General features: G+C 58.2%; 13 protein-coding genes. 8 read left to right on the forward strand and 5 right to left on the reverse strand.

Annotated elements, in window-relative coordinates:
* Window positions 1–282 precede the first annotated feature (282 nt).
* The 3 genes from H6F57_RS27435 to H6F57_RS03280 all read right to left on the reverse strand — a co-directional run bounded on the left by H6F57_RS27435 (window position 283) and on the right by H6F57_RS03280 (window position 1,769).
* Window positions 283–993 carry a DUF948 domain-containing protein gene (locus H6F57_RS27435; protein ID WP_190624663.1) on the reverse strand — a complete coding sequence of 237 codons (711 nt, stop codon included), beginning with the start codon at window positions 991–993 and terminating at the stop codon, window positions 283–285.
* Between the two features lie 11 nt (window positions 994–1,004).
* Window positions 1,005–1,340 carry a YtxH domain-containing protein gene (locus H6F57_RS03275; protein ID WP_190624664.1) on the reverse strand — a complete coding sequence of 112 codons (336 nt, stop codon included), beginning with the start codon at window positions 1,338–1,340 and terminating at the stop codon, window positions 1,005–1,007.
* 78 nt (window positions 1,341–1,418) lie between these two features.
* Window positions 1,419–1,769, reverse strand: a complete 351-nt coding sequence (locus H6F57_RS03280) for a hypothetical protein (protein ID WP_190624665.1) — start codon at window positions 1,767–1,769, stop codon at window positions 1,419–1,421.
* Between the two features lie 106 nt (window positions 1,770–1,875).
* Here H6F57_RS03280 and H6F57_RS03285 point away from each other — a divergent pair, with 106 nt between their 5' ends.
* Window positions 1,876–4,035 (forward strand): S-layer homology domain-containing protein, encoded by a 2,160-nt coding sequence (locus H6F57_RS03285; protein ID WP_190624666.1) that lies wholly within the window; start codon window positions 1,876–1,878, stop codon window positions 4,033–4,035.
* Window positions 4,036–4,085: 50 nt separating this feature from the next.
* Here H6F57_RS03285 and H6F57_RS03290 read toward each other — a convergent pair whose 3' ends face one another.
* On the reverse strand, window positions 4,086–4,838 hold the full coding sequence (locus H6F57_RS03290; protein ID WP_190624667.1) for a methyltransferase domain-containing protein: 753 nt from the start codon (window positions 4,836–4,838) through the stop codon (window positions 4,086–4,088).
* Between the two features lie 157 nt (window positions 4,839–4,995).
* Here H6F57_RS03290 and H6F57_RS03295 point away from each other — a divergent pair, with 157 nt between their 5' ends.
* The 7 genes from H6F57_RS03295 to H6F57_RS03325 all read left to right on the forward strand — a co-directional run bounded on the left by H6F57_RS03295 (window position 4,996) and on the right by H6F57_RS03325 (window position 15,525).
* Window positions 4,996–6,621 (forward strand): glycosyltransferase family 39 protein, encoded by a 1,626-nt coding sequence (locus H6F57_RS03295; protein ID WP_190624668.1) that lies wholly within the window; start codon window positions 4,996–4,998, stop codon window positions 6,619–6,621.
* Window positions 6,622–6,760: 139 nt separating this feature from the next.
* On the forward strand, window positions 6,761–7,126 hold the full coding sequence (locus H6F57_RS03300; protein WP_190624669.1) for a hypothetical protein: 366 nt from the start codon (window positions 6,761–6,763) through the stop codon (window positions 7,124–7,126).
* Window positions 7,127–7,328: 202 nt separating this feature from the next.
* On the forward strand, window positions 7,329–8,702 hold the full coding sequence (locus tag H6F57_RS03305; RefSeq protein WP_190624670.1) for an AAA family ATPase: 1,374 nt from the start codon (window positions 7,329–7,331) through the stop codon (window positions 8,700–8,702).
* The gene (locus tag H6F57_RS03310; protein WP_190794976.1) at window positions 8,695–13,767 is read left to right on the forward strand and encodes a hypothetical protein; all 5,073 of its coding nucleotides are present in this window, start codon (window positions 8,695–8,697) and stop codon (window positions 13,765–13,767) included. Before H6F57_RS03305 ends, H6F57_RS03310 begins: the two co-directional genes overlap by 8 nt.
* A 237-nt stretch (window positions 13,768–14,004) precedes the next feature.
* The gene (locus H6F57_RS27110; protein ID WP_199292395.1) at window positions 14,005–14,712 is read left to right on the forward strand and encodes a hypothetical protein; all 708 of its coding nucleotides are present in this window, start codon (window positions 14,005–14,007) and stop codon (window positions 14,710–14,712) included.
* A gap of 205 nt (window positions 14,713–14,917) precedes the next feature.
* Window positions 14,918–15,166 (forward strand): DUF433 domain-containing protein, encoded by a 249-nt coding sequence (locus H6F57_RS03320; protein ID WP_190624672.1) that lies wholly within the window; start codon window positions 14,918–14,920, stop codon window positions 15,164–15,166.
* Window positions 15,163–15,525, forward strand: a complete 363-nt coding sequence (locus H6F57_RS03325) for a DUF5615 family PIN-like protein (protein WP_190624673.1) — start codon at window positions 15,163–15,165, stop codon at window positions 15,523–15,525. The genes H6F57_RS03320 and H6F57_RS03325 overlap by 4 nt, the downstream gene beginning before the upstream one ends.
* Window positions 15,526–15,533: 8 nt before the next feature.
* Here the strand turns inward: H6F57_RS03325 and uvrA are convergent, their stop codons facing one another.
* Entirely contained in the window at window positions 15,534–18,614 is a 3,081-nt protein-coding gene (gene uvrA / locus H6F57_RS03330; protein ID WP_190624674.1) for an excinuclease ABC subunit UvrA, read from the reverse strand.
* Window positions 18,615–19,412 lie beyond the last annotated feature (798 nt).

The raw sequence follows: 19,412 nt of genomic DNA on the forward strand, positions 1-19,412 counted from the left end.
ACCGACGCGCTAGCTCATCTACGGCCAGATAATCCACAACTTGTACTTGCTTGGGCATTGCACAGTCCTAATTGCAATCCCTCTAATTATGCTCCTCCAAGCGGACTTTATATTAGAAGCCCTAGTAGCCTACCAAGCCAAAGGTGACAGGTTAATGGGGTTCAGGGTTTAAGGTGTCGGGTTTAGGACCTGCCTTGAACCCGACACCTTAAACCCTGAACCCTAAGCTGTTGGAGCTGTTACAGTCAGCTTGGTTAAGTACTAGTTTGGCAGCCCTTAGTATCACTCAGCGCTGGGGCGACGTTGGGTTTGCTGGGGCGACCGACTGGGCAATAGCTCGGGGGAGTCGACGGCGGGGGCGGTCTCTAGCCCAGTCTCAGGGAGCGCGTGAAGGGTGGTCTCTTCGAGCTGGGGAAGCGGGGCATCAACGCCGGGAAGGGGGCGATTCCCCTCCGGGGAGGCCCCGCCATCGCTCTGGTGTTCCTGGCGGCCGTCCTCAATTAGGCTGTCCTCAAGCTCCGGCGGTCGGCGGTCTGGGGTGGGGATGGGGGCGCGATCGCCAGGCTGAATAACGGGTTGGGGTGTCTGGGCTAATTTGGCGGGGCGGCGGGGCGGGGGCTGAGGCGATGGATCTTTTGTCCAGGCCTGCCAAGCGGCGCGGGCTCCGGCCATAAAAGTTTTGGTGCCGGTGTTTAGGCGCTTGGCTCCAGTCTGGGCGGTGGAAATACTCTGGTTAACCTGCTGCACCACCTGCCCAGCACTCTGCACGCCCTCGGTGACATCGTCAGTGAGCTCCACAATTTCTAACCCGGTGAGACGAATGGCCTCTAGGGTAGGGGGCAGCTCGCGACCCAAGGTATCAAAGAATTTTTCGGCGCTGCGGGCGGCGCGACCCAGCTCGCGCATGGCCGGTATAGCCACCATCAGCACTGCCGTCAGACTGATGACAACCAGCAAAAACGATAGAGCTAGCCAAAACAGCGGGTCGGCCAAAATGGGTGCTCCTACTCCTGGGTAGACCCGTTGCTGACCACGGGTGCGGATTGGCGAAGCTGCTCATACTCCTGGCGGCTGGCTTCTTGCCCAGCGACGATCGCCGCCCGCAGCCGAGTCAGGGTGTGATCCCAGTTGACTAGGGCAGTTTCCGACAGGCGATCGGCCTGGAGATTGACGCTGGTGGCCAAGTCTTCGACCAGCTCAGGCAGGGCATCGGCAGATTTTTTAAGAATGCGTCGGGTTTCGCGCCCGGTGCGCGGGGCCACCAGCAGCCCTGCCACTGCGCCTATGGCGGCTCCTAGCAATACTCCGCCAACAAACCCCCCTGACTGTTTCTCGCTCATAGTGTCTTTATCCTGTGGTTGCCAGACCGTTACCCCGACCTCTGCCTAATCCCTGAACCGGCTAGGGCTAAGGCAATCCTACCGCCTTTTAGCAGAAGCCACGTTGGCCCTAGGGCTGAGTCGGCGGCTCATTCCTAGCCAACGGCTGGCCTGGGGCAGCAGACCCACCATGGCCATAAGCTGTTGCAGGCGTTGAAGCTGGAGCTGGAGTAGACTATAGCGCTGCCGGAGGTAGACTGTGCCTGCCTGGCCGCGCAAAATAGCGGGAGGAATAACAACGGGATTGAGCGTCTTGTGGGTGTTGCGCTCCCAATTCGTCAGCGCGTCGGCCACGGCCCCTAAGCTTTTGCTCAACTGCCATACCCGCCAGGCCACATAGAAGCAAAACAGCGCAACGACTAGATTTAGGCTAACGGCAACCGCAATCACAACTTTCGCCCTATCCTTTTAACTGGCTTAATCATAACGGTATTCTGGCATAGCGACATTCTGGGCCAACCGCCGTATTTCCTGCTGCTGTTAGGAGATCTCCCCGTTGGATACCATTACTAAAACCCTTGATGTGGATCCCAATCGCGGGATCGATGAACCCTCGGGCCGCCCCCATCTGCCCTATAAAACCCTGACGATCGCCCTCGGTGCGGCCCAGAGCAACACGCTGATTAAACTCGCCCCTGGAACCTACAGCGCTGCCACGGGCGAACGCTTCCCCATCACCCTGCCCGACGGCGTGATGATTGCGGGGCAAGAATCGAACCAAGGCCAGGGAATTGCGATCGCAGGCGGCGGGCCAGGGCCAGGGGCAACCTCGGTGGGGTTAATTCTTCAAGGCCAAAGCCAGCTGCGGGGAGTGACGGTGCAAAACCCTCAAGGCATCGGCATTTTGATTGACGCGGACGCGCCCCTGGTGCGAGCCTGCCGCCTCAGCCAGTGCAAGGTAGGGCTTCAGGTGGCAGGGGCTAGCCGCCCCCTGGTGGCCAAAACGGGGGTAACTGATTGCGGCGATCGCGGCCTCAGCTTTGTCGACCAGGCCCGGGGCGAGGTGCAAGACTGCACCGTAGAGCGCTGCGGCACCGGCATTTATCTCGGCCAAAACGCCGCCCCTTTAATTCGTGGCTGCCAATGCTCAAACAGCCAGGTGGGGGTGCAGATCGCCGGAGCCGCCAGCCCGGTGCTGCGGCAAAATCGGCTGGTGCAAAACCAAACTGCTGGCCTGGTGGTGCAAGACACCGGCCGCCCCGACCTGGGCCAGCCCGACGACCCAGCAGGCAACATTCTGCGCTACAACCGCCAGAGCGATCTGCGCAACGACACCCAACCGGGGCTGACGCTGGTAGGTAACGACGTGATCCCCACGGGGCTGGTGGGGACGGTGAATCTGGTGGCAAGCCAATGGCCTGACCCCGCTGCCGTGCCCCCGGTGCTGCTCGATCGCCCCACTGTTTCCCCTGCGCCCCCCGCACCTACGCCTCCCACGCCGTCGGATAAGTCCCCGGCTCCAGTCGTCCCGGTGCCCAGCCGCTTTGCCGACCTGGGGAGCCACTGGGCCACCCCCTATATTGAGGCTCTGGCCGATCGCGGCTTAGTGAAAGGCTACGGCAACGGCACCTATCGCCCCCAAGAAACCATCAATCGGGGCCAGTTTGCGGCTTTGGTAGCCGCCAGCTACAGCAACTTCGACCCGGTGCGGGGAGCGGTGACCTTTGTGGACGTGCCGCCGACCCACTGGGCTGCCAACGCCATCGACCAAGCTCAGCGCAAGGGCTTTTTGGGCGGCTACCCCGACCAGACTTTTCGCCCTAATCAGGGCATGGTGCGAGTACAAGCAATAGTAGCAGTGGCCACAGGGCTAAAGCTGCTCCCAGCCCCGGCTAGCGGTTTGGGGGTGTACCGCGATCGCGCCCAAATTCCCAGCTATGCGATCGATGCTCTGGCCAGTGCCACTCGGGCTGGCTTGGTGATCAACCACCCTGACCCCGAGCTGTTGCGACCCCTGGAAACCATGACCCGCGCCGAGGTCGCCGTGCTGATCTACCAGGGGCTGGTGGCCCAGAGCAAGGCTCCACCGTTAACTACCGTCGCTATCCCCCCCGCTGCCATGGCTCAAGGATCATTTCCCGATATTCAAACCCACTGGGCGCTGGACTTTATCCAGGGCCTGTTAAACCTCGGCCTGGTGCAGGGGGATCAGGCCGGCCGCTTCAACCCCGCCCAGCCCATGAGCCGGGCCCAGTTCGCTGCGCTGATGAGCCGCGCTTTTGCCCCGGCTCCCCGCCGGCCGGCCCAGCTGTTTCGAGACGTGCCCTCCGGCCACTGGGCGGCCGGTGCCATTCAAACTGCCTATCGGGGTGGGTTTCTCTCTGGGTTTCCCGATCAGACCTTTGGGCCAGAAAATTCGCTGCTGCGCGCCCAAGTGTGGGTGTCGCTGATTTCGGGGCTGGCCCTACTGCCCAATCAGCCCGGCAACCTGCGACTGCTGGAGCGCTACCGCGATCGCGCCACTATTCCCGACTATGCGGTGAATGCGATCGCCAAGGCTACGCAACTCGGTCTGGTGGTCAACGTGCCCGACATTGCCCAGCTCAACCCCAACCGAGTGGCCAGTCGCGCCGATGTCTGTGCAGCGGTGTATCAAGCGCTGGTGCTACAGCTGCGGGCGTCGAGGATTGATAATCCGTTTATTGTGCGGGCGTAGGGGGAGTGGATGAGTAGGTGGGTGGATGAGTGGGCGAGTGAGTGGGTGGATTAGGTGACTTTCTCCAAAACCACGAGCAGGCGGGTGGCGAAGATTTTGGGAAAGTGCTCGCAGAGGCGATCGATCGCCGTCATCAGCGGCAGCCAGGCGGTGGGATAAAGTTGGGGTTTCGAGTAACCACCGGAGGCGACGTAGGAGATGGCGGCGTAGCGCTGGGTGGTAACAACTCGAAATCCGCTTAAATCGTGGGGAATGTTGGCTTTGAGAAAAAGGCGGCTGGCGTTGCCCTGGGCGGCATAGTAATCAATTTGGCTCGGGTCCCACGCGGGGGGCGCGTGCCACTGAATGGGCTGGTTGAGGGCCAGGGGTTCGGGGTGGAGGGCACCGTAGACCAGCAAGCCCAGCAGGCTGACGCAGGGCTCAAACAAAATCACCCGGCCACCAGGGGCCAGCACGCGATCGAACTCCTGAAGGGCAGTGCCAGGGTAGCGCAGGTGGTGAAACACATCAAAGAGCACCAGGTTTGACAGGCTGCCGGAGGCAAAGGAGAGGGCGTAGGCATTCTCAACTTGATCAATCCAGGGGTTAGGGAAAATATCGGTGCGAATACAGCCGGGGATCACCCGCTGAATATCGGCAACTCCAGAACCCAGCTCAACGATGGGCTGGGGCATCGGGGCTAGATAGTTGGCGATGGCTTGGTGAAAAGTTTTGTAGATGGCTCGCAGAGCCGGCTTCTGGTACCAGGCGTCGGCATTTTTGAGAATTTCTTGGTTGTGTCGATCGATGCTTTCCAGGGCCATTCTTTCGCTTGCCTCTCCCTTAAGCTTGGGCCTAGGCACCATCATAGGCGGTCATTCCCGCGAGGAAGCGGCTGGCTACCGGCAGCACCTGGCTCTCTCAGCGCCTCCGTCTATAGTAGGGTGGTGAAATTGACTGAGCCCTAGGTCGAAATTCTCCATGCCCTTGTCCTCCAGCCTGACCCCCCGGCGGTTTAGCCTTGGCAAATCTTCCCTTGCGCCCTACCTGGTGCTAAGTCTGTGGGTGGGCCTGTTGCTGCTATTGCGTAGCCCGCTGCAAAGCCTGATGCCCCACGACGAGGGCTGGTATGCCCAGCAGGCTCGGTGGATTGTGGAAACTGGCGACTGGGTCACCCAGCAGTGGTGGGGTGCCCCAGTGCACGATCGCATGATGGGCATTCAGTGGCTGATCGCGGCCTCCTACCAGCTATTTGGGGTGAGTGAATGGTCGGCGCGGCTGCCGGGGGCGATCGCCAGCTGGGGAGCCGTTATGCTGACTTACGCGATCGGCCTGCGGTGTTTGACGCCGTCGATTGCCTTGTGGGGCGCGGCAATTCTTGCTGCCACCCCGATCTGGATGCAGGCCTCGCGGCTGGCCACTCAAGATGTGCCGCTGACCGCGCTGGAACTGCTCGGCATCTGGGCCTTACTTCAGGCGGAAGCGCAGCCCCAGCACCGGTGGGGCTGGGGAATGCTGGCAGGCAGCACCGTGGGCCTGGGCTTTATGCTTAAAAGTATTATGGTGATTCCGGTGGTGATGGCTCTGGGGCCGTACCTGGTGCTGGAGCATCGCCGCCACCGCCACCTGCTGAACCCAGGACTCTACCTGGGCTTGGTAGTGGGAATGGTGCCTGCGATCGCCTGGCTAGCCCTTAGTGTGCAGCGCTACGGCTCGCTGCCCCTTGAGCGCACCTTTGGTCTGCTGACCAACTTGGCCCAAGAAGACTTTCACAATGTCGGCCCGCTTTACTATTTTTGGAATATTCCCCTCAATGCCTTTCCCTGGCCGTTGCTGGCAGTGCCGGGGGTGTGGCTGGGGTGGCAGTCGCCCTACCCACGCAAAACGCTGTGGCTGGGGTATCCGCTGGTGCTGTTTACCCTGCTGACCCTGTTTAAAACCCGCACCTGGTACTACCCGCTCCAGCTACTGCCCTTCGTCGCCCTGCTGGCGGCGCTGACTCTGACGACCCTGGGTGCGCTTTACCGATCGCGTCAGCGTCCTCGCCTAGTGGCAGGTTTAACCATTCTCCTAGCCATCATTGGTGCTGTGCTCGTCATCGCAGGGGGCGTGGCCCTGCTGCAACCCCAGCGGTTTCCGGTGGCGGGGCTATGGCGCTATGGCCTGGTGGCGATCGCGGCGGGGATGGGGTGGCTAGTGCCGCTGGCTGTTTCCTGGCGCTACGCCCGACACCAGCGGGCTGAGACCGCCGCCCTGTGGCAGGGGGGATGGTTGCTGGGGCCGTGGGGGGCGATCGCCCTGCTCTACGCTACGGGCCTGTGGGGCAACTACAACCCCGATGTCAAACTGGCGCTGAGCACGTCCCCCCTCCAAGAGATTGTGGCTCAAAACCCTGTACACGCCATTGTCAACAGCATCGGCTTGGGTGACGAAGATGCGGTACTGCTGACTTTCTACACGCCCCAGCCCGGCACCGCTACCAACAACTGGCAGACCCTAGCGCCAGGCAGCTACGCCTGGGTCGCCGTCCCAGACTTAGGTGCGTTACCCGCCGAGACGGTGCGCCTGGGGCAGGTGCGCGACTGGGCGCTAGTGCAGATTCCTTAACATTCGTTAAAGTCTCCGTAGAGCTGGCAAAACTTGGTGTGGTATTAGATACCCCTAGAGGCAGTCTAGGGGGTAAGGTCAATCGCTGGTCATAGGCCGGGCGTTGGCCTCATTTTTACTAACCTTGGAGCACTAAATCATGGCTAAGTTTGGAGTGAAGATGACAGCAACGGTGGCCCTGGGAGCGATCGCGATTGCCACTACAGCAACGATTGCCCAGGCCCAGTCTCGCGCAGACTGGCTCAGCACTGGCGAAACCATTACCTACGAAGGTTACCTGCTGGCCGATGAGGCGGTGTTCGCCAGCTGCGACGATGACTGTAGCGATCTCGACATGTTTCTCTACGATGCTCAGTCGGGTGAACTGGTGGCTTCCGACACGCTGGTTGATGCTGTTCCTGGGGTGGTTGCTCCCTACGAGGGCAACTTCTTAATTGAGCTGGTGATGGCAAGCTGCAGCGTTGAACCCTGCGCTACCTGGACCGAATCGGACGCCGGCTTTTAGGAAGAACGCAATTTTCCTTTAGACCTTCTAAACAAGCCAAAAAGGCAGGGGCGATCGCCCCTGCCTTTTTTAGTGGTTTACGCTACCAAAAAAAGCTGTTTTCCCCGCATCCGTTAAATTTTCAGCGACTTCCATCGCTATTTTTAGAAAATACGCCATAGTTTGGGCAGTTAGCGTGTATCAACGGGGCATTGGCAAACCTATGGCATTTGATGCAGGGCGGTTTTTTCGGGCCTGTAACCCCAGCAAAACTCTAAACCTCACCTCGCCCGCCGACAAACAGTACTACATCGACTTCTCGGCGGTGCGGGGCAGCGATCTGGTGAAAGAGCTGAAGCGCACCATTACCCTATCGGGAGAAGAGCCCACCTGTCAGTTGTTTACGGGCCACATTGGCTGTGGCAAGTCGACTGAGCTTTCTCGTCTACAGGGCGATCTAGAGGCAGCGGGCTACCATGTGGTCTACTTTGAGTCGACCGACGATTTAGACATGGGGGATGTGGACATCAGCGATATTTTGCTGGCGATCGCCAAACAGGTCAGCAAAAGCCTAGAGGATGCCAAGCTGCGTTTGACCCCCAGTCGTTTTCAACAGCTGATTAAGAGCACCGCCGATCTGCTCAACTCTGAGGTCACAGGGCTAAAGGTTAAAGGGCCTGAAATTGGCGGTATCAAGGTCGGTGGCGACTTAGGCATCAGTGCTGCAGATGGCACCTATTCGCTGTCGCTGGGCATTGGCGAAATTACCACCAAGGCCAAAGATAGCAAAGACGTGCGCGCCCTCCTGCGCCAGCACCTAGAGCCGCGCATCAAGACTATTCTCGATATCATCAATGGCGAGCTAATTGACGCGGCCAACCGGCAGCTGCTCGACCAGGGCAAGGCTGGCCTGGTGGTGATTGTGGACAACCTCGATCGCATTGATAACAAGCCCCGCGTGCAAGACCGCCGCCAGCCCGAGTACCTATTTGTCGACCGGGGCGACCAGCTCAAGCAGTTGCGCTGCCATGTGATTTACACCATCCCTTTGGTGCTGTCGTTCTCTAACGAAAAAGAGAACCTGACCAATCGGTTTGGGGCTAGCCCCCAGGTGTTGCCCATGGTGCGCACCCAAAACCGCGACGGCAGTGCCTGCGAAGCGGGGCTAGAGGCTCTGCGCCAGATGATTTTGGCCCGCGCCTTTCCGGAGGTGCCTGCCGACCAACGCCTGGATCAGCTGGGGCAAATTTTTGACTCGACTGAAACCCTCGATCGCCTGTGTTTGGCCAGCGGTGGCCACGTGCGGAATTTGCTGGTGTTAGTCAACGATTGCCTCAAGAAGGCTGACCCACCCCTCACCCAGGCGCTGCTCGGTCAGGTGATTAGCCTGCGACTGAGCGATCTGACTAAGGCGATCGAAGTTGAAGAGTGGGGCCTGCTGCGGGAGGTGCATCGCACTAAGGCGGTGCGGGGCGAGGGTGAATATCAGGCCCTGCTGCGCAGTTTGTTTGTGTTTGAATATCGGGATGCGGGCCAAACCTGGTTTGACCTCAACCCTGCGCTACTGACCGCTAAGGAACTCACGCCCGATGCCTGACGTTTCACCCTCTGAGATCGATCGCCACAACCAGCAAGTGCTGGAGGAGCTTTGTCGTCTGCTGCGTTTTTCGCAGGGTGAGTTTGAGCTGGTTTTGGCGGTGTGCAACTCAACCCAGCAGCGGCAGGGTTTGGTGCAGCAGCTGCGACAGCAGTGCAGCGTTTCGTTTGCCGAGATCACCCTCGACCCGAGCACCACAACTCTCTTCACCACCATTCGCAGCCAGATTGGTAGCCCGTTCCCCGAGGCTCTGATGGTCTATGGGCTAGACGGGGTGCAAGACCAGCGGCAGCTCCTAGTCGCTACCAACCAAATTCGAGAGGAGTTTCGTCAGTTTCCGTTTCCGCTGGTGCTCTGGCTCACTGATGACGGCCTCAAGCAGCTGATTCGCACGGCTCCAGATTTTTACACCTGGGCCAACTCGGTGACCTTTGCCACGCCGCCCGAGTTTTTTCTCGCCTTTTTAGATCAGCTGATTGCCGACGTGGGACGGCAGGTGGTGGAATCGCGGGAAAACCGCTTTCTCAGCAACCAAGAGCTGGGCCTTACCCCCGGCTCGGCCCGCTGCCGTGAGCTAGAGGCCAGCCTGGAGGTGTTGACGGCGCAGGGTATTGCCCTTACCCCAGAGCAGTTGGCGGGGTTGGCCTTTGTGCAGGGTCGCATTGCCGACCACAACACCCCCGCCGCCCGCGAGCACTACGATCGCAGCCTGGCCCAGTGGCAAGCCTTGATTGACCAAAACCCTAGCGTTGCCACAGTCGCCCAATGGCAAGAGAACGTAGGACACGTGCAGTTTTATCTGGGCCTGTGGTGGCTCAACTACTCGGTGCGCCACCGCCGCGAGTTTGAACCAGCCTGCCAGCAGGCGTGCCGCTATTTTGAGCAGGGCGTACAAACCTTTGAAGAGGCCCAGCGGCCAGAGCTAGCGGCTCGCTACATCAACTACTGGGCCGAAGCCCTGCACCGCCTGGAATCGTGGGACGCTCTGGAGACCGTTGCTGCCAAGGCACGGTTGCTGCATCAGGCCCAGGGAAACCCAATTCGTCAGGCTCGGACCGAGGGGTTTTTGGCAGAAGTTGACCTGGCCCATGAGAACTATGGGGCCGCTCAGCGCCACGCCGAAGCCGCCCTGGCGTTGATTCAGCCGTTTGCCGACAGCCATGCCGAAACCTCGGCGGAAGATCGCGATTTCTACGCCTGGGTGAATAGCTTTCATCGCAGTTGGTATGTGTTTTCGTTGGGCAAGGCCCAGATGGGGCAGGGGCAGGTGGATGCGGCGGTGCAGACGCTGGAGCAGGTGCCAACCATTACCCAGCCGGAGTATGACCCGCAGCTCTATAGCCAAACGCTGGAGTATCTGCGCCGGGGCTATTTTGAGCAGGGCCACTACCTGCAAGCGTTTGAGACGCGGCGAGAGAAAGAGGCGATCGAGAGTCGGTTTAACTTTCGCGCGTTTGTGGGGGCGGGGCGGCTACAGCCTAAGCAGCAGATTACTAACCCGGCGCTGCCCACGGGCGACCACGGCCCCGATTTGATTATGGCCTCGGGCCGCAGGCAGGATGTGAGCCGGTTGGTCACCCGGCTGGAGCAGGATGAATTTGTGCTTACTGTCGTCTATGGGCCATCGGGGGTGGGCAAAAGCTCGCTGATTGAGGCGGGGCTGGTGCCCACGCTAGAGCAGCAGCGGTTTGGGGGGCGGCAGGTGGTGCCGGTGCGGCTGCGGAGCTATGGCAACTGGATCGAAGAAGTTATGGGCGCTATGCCAAGGCCAGCTGCTCTAGCCAACTCTGCGGGAGAGAAGGCCGCTGACTTAGAGACCCGGTTGTTGGATCTATTGCGTCAGCAGACTCAGGTTAATCGGGTCATCGTCCTTATTTTTGACCAGTTTGAGGAGTTCTTTTTTGCCTGTGAGCAGCCAGTGGAGCGTCTGCGCTTTTATAGGTTTTTGGGCGACTGTTTGGCGATGCCGTTTATTAAGGTGGTGCTGTCGCTGCGCGAAGACTATACCCACTACCTGCTGGAGTGCAACCGCCTGACGGACCTGGCGATTATTGACAACAACATTCTCGATAAGAAGTGGATCTATTACCTGGGCAACTTTAGCCCCGAAGATGCCAGGGGGGTGATTGACGACCTGACTCAGCCCACGCCCTATGCCCCAACTCCTGACCTGGTGGAGCGGGTGGTGACCGACCTGGCGGCAGAGGCAGGAGAAGTGCGTCCGATTGAGCTGCAAATTGTGGGGTCTCAGCTGCAAGCCGAGGGGATTGCGACTCTGGCGGACTACCAGGGCTGGCCCCATCCCGGAGTCAGCATTAAAGCGGCCCTGGTGCAGCAGTACCTGAATGATGTAGTGCGAGACTGTGGCCCGGTGGCTCAGCAGCAGTTGGCGAATCTGGTGCTGTATCTGTTGACCGATGAAAGAGGCACCCGCCCCTTGAAAACGCAGACTGAGCTGCTGAATGACCTGCATACCTTTACTAACCACACCGAGCTGGATGCCAAAGCCTTTGGGTTGGTGCTGCAAGTTCTGACCCAATCGGGTCTGGTGGTGCGGGTGCCCAACGCCCCCGACGACCGCTATCAACTGGTGCACGACTACCTGGCGGCGTTTTTGCGCTCGTCGCAGCAGCCGTTGATGGCTCAGTTGGCCCAAGAGCGGCAGATGCGGATGGTGGCAGAGCAGCAACGGTTTGAAGAACAGCGTAAGCGGATCGAGGCAGAGCGGCAAAAACTCAGGCAAACTCGTCTAGCGGCAATAGGGTTATGTTCCCTAGCTGCCATATCAACTGGAATTGGAGCCTTTGCCTTGGTACAGCAGCAGAAGGCGCTGACGGGAATTAATGCTCAAACGTTAGCCGACAGCTTAGCCATGGAAAACTACCTAGAAGCAGGGTTTGAAGAAGCTGCCGTAACCCAGGCCATGCTAACAAGGCAAGCCTTGCAAGATAATAGGGCAACCCATTTGGAGCCTCATAACCGCTTTCGAGCTATATCGTCTATTCGAAAAGTAATGTATGGGGTTAAAGAGCGCGAACGCTTAATTGGCCACAGTGCTGGTGTCAATAGTGTGGTCTTTAGCCCGGACGGGGAGACCATTGCCACCGCCAGTGGTGACCAGAGCGTCAAGTTATGGAACCGGCAGGGGAAGGAATTGCAAACCCTCAAAGGCCACAGCGCCGGTGTCTTGAGTGTGGCCTTTAGCCCGGACGGGGAGACCATCGCCACCGCCAGTGGTGACCAGAGCGTCAAGTTATGGAACCGGCAGGGGAAGGAGTTGCAAACCCTCAAAGGCCACAGCGCCGGTGTCTTGAGTGTGGCCTTTAGCCCGGACGGGGAGACCATTGCCACCGCCAGTGGTGACCAGAGCGTCAAGTTATGGAACCGGCAGGGGAAGGAGTTGCAAACCCTCAAAGGCCACAGCAGTTGGGTCAGTAGTGTGGCCTTTAGCCCGGACGGGGAGACCATCGCCACCGCCAGTGCTGACCAGAGCGTCAAGTTGTTGAGTCGGCAGGGGGAGGAGTTACAGACCCTCAAAGGCCACAGCGATGCTGTTTGGAGTGTGGCCTTTAGCCCGGACGGGGAGACCGTTGCCACCGCCAGTGAGGACCGGAGCGTCAAGTTATGGAACCGGCAGGGGAAGGAGTTACAGACCCTCAAAGGCCACAGCGATATTGTCCATAGTGTGGTCTTTAGCCCGGACGGGGAGACTATCGCCACCGCCAGTGCTGACCAGAGCGTCAAGTTATGGAGTCGGCAGGGGGAGGAGTTACAGACCCTCAAAGGCCACAGCGATGCTGTTTGGAGTGTGGCCTTTAGCCCGGACGGGGAGACCGTTGCCACCGCCAGTGGTGACCAGAGCGTCAAGTTATGGAGTCGGCAGGGGGAGGAGTTGCAGACCCTCAAAGGCCACAGCGATACTGTTTGGGCATTGGCCTTTAGCCCGGACGGGGAGACCATCGCCACCGCCAGTCTTGACCAGAGCGTCAAGTTATGGAGTCGGCAGGGGGAGGAATTGCAAACCCTCAAAGGCCACAGCGATACTGTTTGGAGTGTGGCCTTTAGCCCGGACGGGGAGACCATCGCCACCGCCAGTCTTGACCAGAGCGTCAAGTTATGGAGTCGGCAGGGGGAGGAATTGCAAACCCTCAAAGGCCACAGCGCCGGTGTCTTGAGTGTAGCTTTTAGCCCCGACGGGGAGACCATTGCCACCGCCAGTGAGGACCAGAGCGTCAAGTTATGGAACTTTCAGCTAGCAGATTTAACGGCTAAAGGTTGTAATTGGCTGGACACGTACTTTACAAAGCAATCCCCAGAGTTACTAATAAAATTATCAATATGCCAAGAACGTGACCCCTCGTTACGGATGGCGGCAGCACCCATGCTAGTGACTCAGGGTGAAAAACTAGCCCGTGACGGCAACGTTAAATTGGCCAGAAAGTTGTTTCAACAAGCGATCGCTTGGGATAGCAGTCTTGACATTGACCCAAAGACCAAAGCCCAAAACCTCGCTCAGGCTCAGACCCTAGTTGACGAAGCAAAAGAACTCGCCCAAACTGGAAAAATTTCTGAAGCAACTGCTAAGTTAGCCACGGCTAAGTCGCTAGATCCTAGCCTAGAGTTTGAACCCGAAACCCACGCCAAAAAATTAGCGGTACAGGGATACTTGGCCAAGGGCAAGCAACTCGTTAACGACGGCAACGTGGCAGCAGCCGTAGCAGCGTACCGCCAAGCTGATGCTCTGAACTTGAAAGAGAGTATCTCAGCCTTTGACTGGAGCGAGCTTTGCTGGGTTGGCAGCACCTATAACCAAGCAGAAGCCGTCATGTTTGCCTGCGAAAAGGCTATGACTCTAAATTCAGAGAATGGTGACATCATTGTCAGTGTCAGTCGCGGCTTGGCCCGTGCCCTGACCGGCGATACCCAGGGGGCCATTGCCGACTTTCAAGCCTTCCCCGAATGGACAGTTGACGAAGAAGCTAAAGCCCAGCTCCAGGGTTGGATCAATGCCTTAGAGAAAGGCGAAAACCCTTTTACCCCCGAAGTCCTTAAGACCCTCCGGTAGAGGCATACTGCCAAGGGCAAGGTCATCGTCCTGACGCTAGCTCGTCGAGGCGTGTCCCACAAAAGCAACAGCGTGCTCCCAAACCTCTAACTGTTCCTTTGCAACGGCCTCTGGTTCCTTTGCAACGGCCTCTGGTTCCTTTGCACCAGCCTTTCATTACTCTGTAACGGTCCCCTGTTTCTTCGCACCGGCCTGCCGTTACTCTGAAACAGCCTCCCGAAACTCTGTACCGGTCCTGTGTTTCTTTGTACCAGCCTCTCGTCACGCTGCAACGGCCCCTTGTTCCTCTGCACCAGCCTCTCGTTTTTCTGTACTGGCCTCCCGTTACTCTGCACCACTACACCCAAAGCCTCCTCTCAAGCGGCAGCGATCGCCCTCAAGGGTGACACCCTCTGTACTGCCACCGACCCATCAAAACGCCCTTGCCGCCAGCCTTACTGGCGAAAAGTCACTCCCTTTACACAACCCCGCTCAACTGGGGCCAAAACAACACAGACTATCCAACCCAAATCCGCAAAAACCCTAGTCTCGCTGGCTTACGGCGATCGCTACAGTCGAAGAGTAATTTCCACAGGGTCATCTAACCTCATGCCTCGCCAAAAACGCACCTCCAAATACCTCACCCTGGCCGAACAACGGAACGCGGGTGTCCAGTCAATTGAAAGAGACCTTGACCTGGGCAACGGCATCAGCACCACCGCCTACACCCGCGCGATCGAAGACCTGCGCCAGAAGCTCCGCGACTACAACGAATCCCTCTCTCTGCTTGACCAGGCTGCCAACGCCGTTCAAGACGCTGAGCAAGTTGTCCGCGACTTTTCAGAGCGCATTTTGCTGGGGGTTGCCACCAAATACGGCAAAGATAGCAACGAATACGAAATGGCCGGGGGTGTGCGAAAGAGCGATCGCAAACGCCCCACCCGCAAACCCAAGCTGGCGGCGTAACGCCAAAACGGTAGCTTTCTCCCTTTGGGAGATACAAAACGAACGACTCCGCTCAGCCACCATTCCTTAAAATTTAGCCCAGCAGCAAGGGTGAGAGAAGGTTAACTTCCCTCACCCTTGCTCATTAGATAGTTCGGCACTACTGGTACTGGTAAATCCAGAACCTAGACAAGATAATTGGGAATAACCACCCAGGCTCCTGACCATGACCCGCGAAGAACTCCTCTCCCGGATTACCGTTAACCCCGATATTTGTTTTGGCAAGCCTTGCATTCGAGGGCATCGCATCTGGGTGTCGCTGATTCTAGACTTCTTGGCCAGCGGCATGACCATAGCTGAGCTACTAGAAGACTACCCGAGCTTAGAAGAAGCCGACATTTATGCCTGCTTAGCCTACGGCGCAGAAATGAGCCGAGAACGCTGGATCGATATTCCCCTGGAGGCCAGTGCGTGAGGCTGAAGCTAGACGAGAACCTTGGCCAACGCGGTCTGGATTTGCTCAAACAAGCGGGCCACGATACAGCGACGGTGGTAGAGCAAGGCTTAACCTCTACGCCAGACGAAAACTTGATTGAGGTCTGCCGTCAGGAAGGGCGCTGTTTGGTAACCCTCGACCTAGACTTCAGCAACCCCCTCCAGTTCAGACCGTCACATTACTGTGGCATTGCTGTGCTGAGGCTGCCATCACGTCCAGAGCCAAAGGATTTGCTGGATGCTATAAAAACGTTAATTGGCGGTCTAGAACGCGAAGAGATCGTCGGAAAACTGTGGATTGTCCAAAAAGGGCGAATTCGAGTACACCAAGAGCCATGATGAGTGCGTTATCCAGCTGATGCCGCTTTATCCGCGGCGGGATGCTGCTCTAGCACCTTGGCTAGGTAGTTGCCCGTGTAGGAACCAGCCACCTTAGCCACCACCTCGGGGGTGCCGACCGCAATCAGCTCGCCGCCGCGATCGCCCCCCTCTGGCCCCAGATCCACAATCCAGTCGGCGCAGCGAATTACGTCCAGATTGTGCTCGATCATCAGTACCGAGTTGCCCTTATCCACCAGGCGCTGCACCACATCCAGCAGCTTGTGCACATCGTAGAACGACAGGCCCGTGGTCGGCTCATCAATTAGATACAAGGTTTTGCCTGTCGAGCGGCGGGCCAGCTCCGAGGCCAGCTTCATCCGCTGGGCCTCCCCACCGGAGAGGGTGGGGGCCGTTTGCCCCAGGCGAATGTAGCCCAGACCCACATCCACCATGGTTTGCAGCCGCGCCGCCGCCTGGGGAATATTCTCGAAGAACCCCAAAGCCTCCTCGGCGGTCATATTCAGCACGTCGGAGATGTTCTTGCCCTTGTAGGTGACTTGCAGGGTGTCGCGGTTGTAGCGCGCTCCCTTGCAGACCTCGCACTGCACATACACGTCGGGCAAAAAGTTCATCTCAATTACGTTCACCCCCTGACCGCCACAGGCTTCGCAGCGCCCGCCCTTGACGTTAAAGGAGAACTGCCCGGCTTTGTATCCCCGCGCCTTGGCCTCAATGGTTTCGGTGAACAGGTTGCGGATCACGTCGAACACGCCGGTATAGGTGGCGGGGTTGGAGCGGGGTGTGCGCCCGATCGGCGACTGGTCGATGACGATCACCTTATCTAGTGCCTTGAGCCCGTCCAGCTTATCCATGTGCTTGGGGAAGGGCACTTTGCTGCCAAAGTGGTGCTGGAGGGCTGGGTATAGCAGCTCGTTCACCAGGGTCGATTTGCCCGAGCCAGAGACGCCGGTGATGCACACCAGTGCCCCCAGGGGTAGCTCGACATCCAGGTTTTTGAGGTTGTTGCGGCGGGCGTTTTTGAGGATGAGCGATCGCCCATTTCCCGGCCGCCGCTCAGTTGGCGTGGGAATTGATATCCGCCCCGACAGGTAGGCCCCGGTGAGAGAATCCTTCGCGGTCATCAGGGTTTTGAGATCGCCCTCGGCGACGATCGCCCCACCGTGCACCCCCGCCCCAGGGCCAATATCGACTAAATAATCGGCGGCCCTAATCGTGTCTTCGTCGTGCTCAACGACAATGAGCGTATTGCCCAAGTCGCGCAGACGGTGCAGGGTGTTGAGCAGGCGATCGTTGTCGCGCTGGTGCAGACCAATGCTGGGCTCATCCAGCACGTAGAGCACTCCGGTCAGGCCCGAGCCAATCTGCGTGGCCAGGCGAATGCGTTGGGCCTCGCCCCCAGACAGGGTCATAGCGGTGCGGTGCAGGGTCAGGTAGTCTAAGCCCACATCCATCATGAATTGCAAGCGGGCACGAATCTCGCGCAGCACCAGCGCCCCAATCTGGAGCTGCCGGGCCGAGAGCTTGGGGGCCTCGCCCTCTTCGCCCACCAGGTTACGAATGCGGCTGAGGCATTCGCGAATAGAGACGTTGGTGAGGTCGCTAATCGAGTGGGGGCCAATGCGCACCGCGTTCGACTCAGGCTTGAGCCGAGTGCCGTGGCAGACCTCGCAGGGTTGGTCAATCAGGTATTTTTCGAGCTTTTGCTTGTGCAGCTCAGAGGTGGCGTCTTTATACTGCCGGTCGAGAATGGGCAGCACCCCCTCATACTGCCGCTGATAGCCCTTGCGATCGCGGTAGCGAGAGTCTGACTCGATGTAGATTTTCTCGTCGCTGCCGTGGAGCACGATGTGTTGCTGCTCGGGGGTGAGCTGATCCCACCGGCTCTGGATCTCAAAGCCAAAGGCCTGGCCAACACTGTAGAGCAGCGAGAAATAGTAGGTGTTGTCTTTCTCCGACCAGGGCGCGATCGCCGCGTAGACCGGCAGGGTCGGATCCGGCACCACCAGCTCCGCCGAGAACGTCCGCAGGCTGCCCAACCCATGGCAGTGGGGGCAGGCCCCATAAGGCGAGTTAAACGAGAATAACCGAGGCGACAGTTCCTCCATCACCGCGCCGTGCTCGGGGCAGGCAAAGTTTTCGGAAAATACCAGCTCCTTGGGCTGCCCGTAGCTACCTTCGGCCTCGGCTGCCTGGGGTAGGCGATCGGTCAGAGACACGACATTGCTGCCCGGCTCCGGGTTAGCAGCCTCTTGAGGCTTCTCTGCCAGAATGTCGATCACCGCGATCCCCTCCGATCGCTTCAGGCAGGTGCGCAACGAATCGGCCAGGCGATCTTGCAGGTCCTCCTTCTTCACCAGGCGATCGACCACCACCTCAATGTTGTGGCTATAGTTTTTGTCGAGTTCAATGTTGTCGGTCAGCTCGCGCAGTTCGCCGTTGACCCGCACCCGCACAAACCCCTCGGAGGCCAGGCTAGAGAGCAGCTTCTTGTGGGTGCCTTTTTTGCCCCGCACTACGGGGGCGAGAATTTGGAAGCGAGTGCGATCGGGCAGGGCCATGACCCGATCGATCATCTGGTCGATAGATTGCGGAGAGATGCTGCGATCGCAGTGGGGACAGTGAGGATCGCCCGCCCGCCCGTAGAGCAGGCGCAGGTAGTCATAGATTTCGGTAACCGTGCCCACGGTCGATCGCGGGTTGTGGGAGGTCGATTTTTGGTCAATGGAAATGGCCGGGCTCAGCCCCTCAATGGCATCGACATCAGGCTTATCAACCTGACCCAAAAACTGGCGAGCATAGGCGCTGAGCGACTCGACGTAGCGGCGTTGCCCTTCGGCAAAAATGGTGTCAAAGGCCAGGGATGACTTGCCCGAGCCAGATACCCCCGTAAACACAATCAGCTTGTTGCGGGGAATCTCCAGATCTAAATTCTTCAGGTTGTGCTGGCGGGCTCCGCGAATGCGAATGACGTTGTCGTCAAGGGCGGCGTGGTGGTGGGCGAGGCCGGTGTGCTGATTGCCATTGGTGGACGCTCGGCTTTTGCTAGAGGCAGCGGTCTTCTTGGCGGAAGCGTCCGATTTGGGCATATCTGGGGGCTTAGTGAAAACGCTTTATCAATTTAACATTTATAAACACTTGTCAAGGTGGCCATCGCGAATGGGGGTATAACCCCCAAGAGATAGAAGCAGTCGGTCGCCCAACCCTAATGAGCACCTATAGCCTACGGCGCTCCCTTTGCCAAATTGGGCAACCTTGGTGCTGATGCTTCTCTAAAGAACAGCTCTTAACAGTAAAAGAATCATATAACTAAGGTTTACAAGGGCCAAAGCGGAGTGAACTGCCGATAAAAGTTGAATTACGATCACCAGCTCAACGGCGTTTTGTCTTTCTGTGTCAACAATTTAACGATTGATAATTACTTCCTGGTTTGTGTCATCCGGCAGAGTAGCTGCCGATGTATTGACCAAGGGCTAAGGGAAAGGCAAAATAGTAGACCAGACAGCTCTGCCTCTTGTTGAGCCAAGGTTGCTTCTGGGGCAACCAGCGAAGGGGTTAATTCTCACGGCGACTATCGAAGTGGCGCTGAAATTTTTGCCTGTAAATTAATAGTAATTTATTAATGGGCTCAGAATTTTGAGTCTAGAGACGATGAATTCTAACCAAAATTACGAACTGCTTCATCAAAGCTTTAAAGTATCAGCTTTTAACAATCGTAGAATCAATCATGCCAATTTTTTATAGATGGCATAGATTTTATCCACTCAGGCCAAGCCTGTCTTCACCTATCAGAGGAAAGAGATACACCAACTATGGGATTGTCATTCGTTGAAATTTTACCTGCGACAAAAATCCCCGACTCAATGATTTTTTCTTACCCCACAGCT

It is taken from the genome of Leptolyngbya sp. FACHB-60, assembly GCF_014695775.1.
GTDB lineage: Bacteria > Cyanobacteriota > Cyanobacteriia > Phormidesmidales > Phormidesmidaceae > Nodosilinea.

What these genes read in the sequence shown, in the direction of transcription:
- H6F57_RS03275 (WP_190624664.1), bottom strand. Translation starts at nt 1,340, where the DNA reads ATGAGCGAGAAACAGTCAGGGGGGTTTGTTGGCGGAGTATTGCTAGGA.
- H6F57_RS03290 (WP_190624667.1), bottom strand. Translation starts at nt 4,838, where the DNA reads ATGGCCCTGGAAAGCATCGATCGACACAACCAAGAAATTCTCAAAAAT.
- H6F57_RS03295 (WP_190624668.1), top strand. Translation starts at nt 4,996, where the DNA reads ATGCCCTTGTCCTCCAGCCTGACCCCCCGGCGGTTTAGCCTTGGCAAA.
- H6F57_RS03300 (WP_190624669.1), top strand. Translation starts at nt 6,761, where the DNA reads ATGGCTAAGTTTGGAGTGAAGATGACAGCAACGGTGGCCCTGGGAGCG.
- H6F57_RS03305 (WP_190624670.1), top strand. Translation starts at nt 7,329, where the DNA reads ATGGCATTTGATGCAGGGCGGTTTTTTCGGGCCTGTAACCCCAGCAAA.
- H6F57_RS03310 (WP_190794976.1), top strand. Translation starts at nt 8,695, where the DNA reads ATGCCTGACGTTTCACCCTCTGAGATCGATCGCCACAACCAGCAAGTG.
- H6F57_RS03320 (WP_190624672.1), top strand. Translation starts at nt 14,918, where the DNA reads ATGACCCGCGAAGAACTCCTCTCCCGGATTACCGTTAACCCCGATATT.
- uvrA (WP_190624674.1), bottom strand. Translation starts at nt 18,614, where the DNA reads ATGCCCAAATCGGACGCTTCCGCCAAGAAGACCGCTGCCTCTAGCAAA.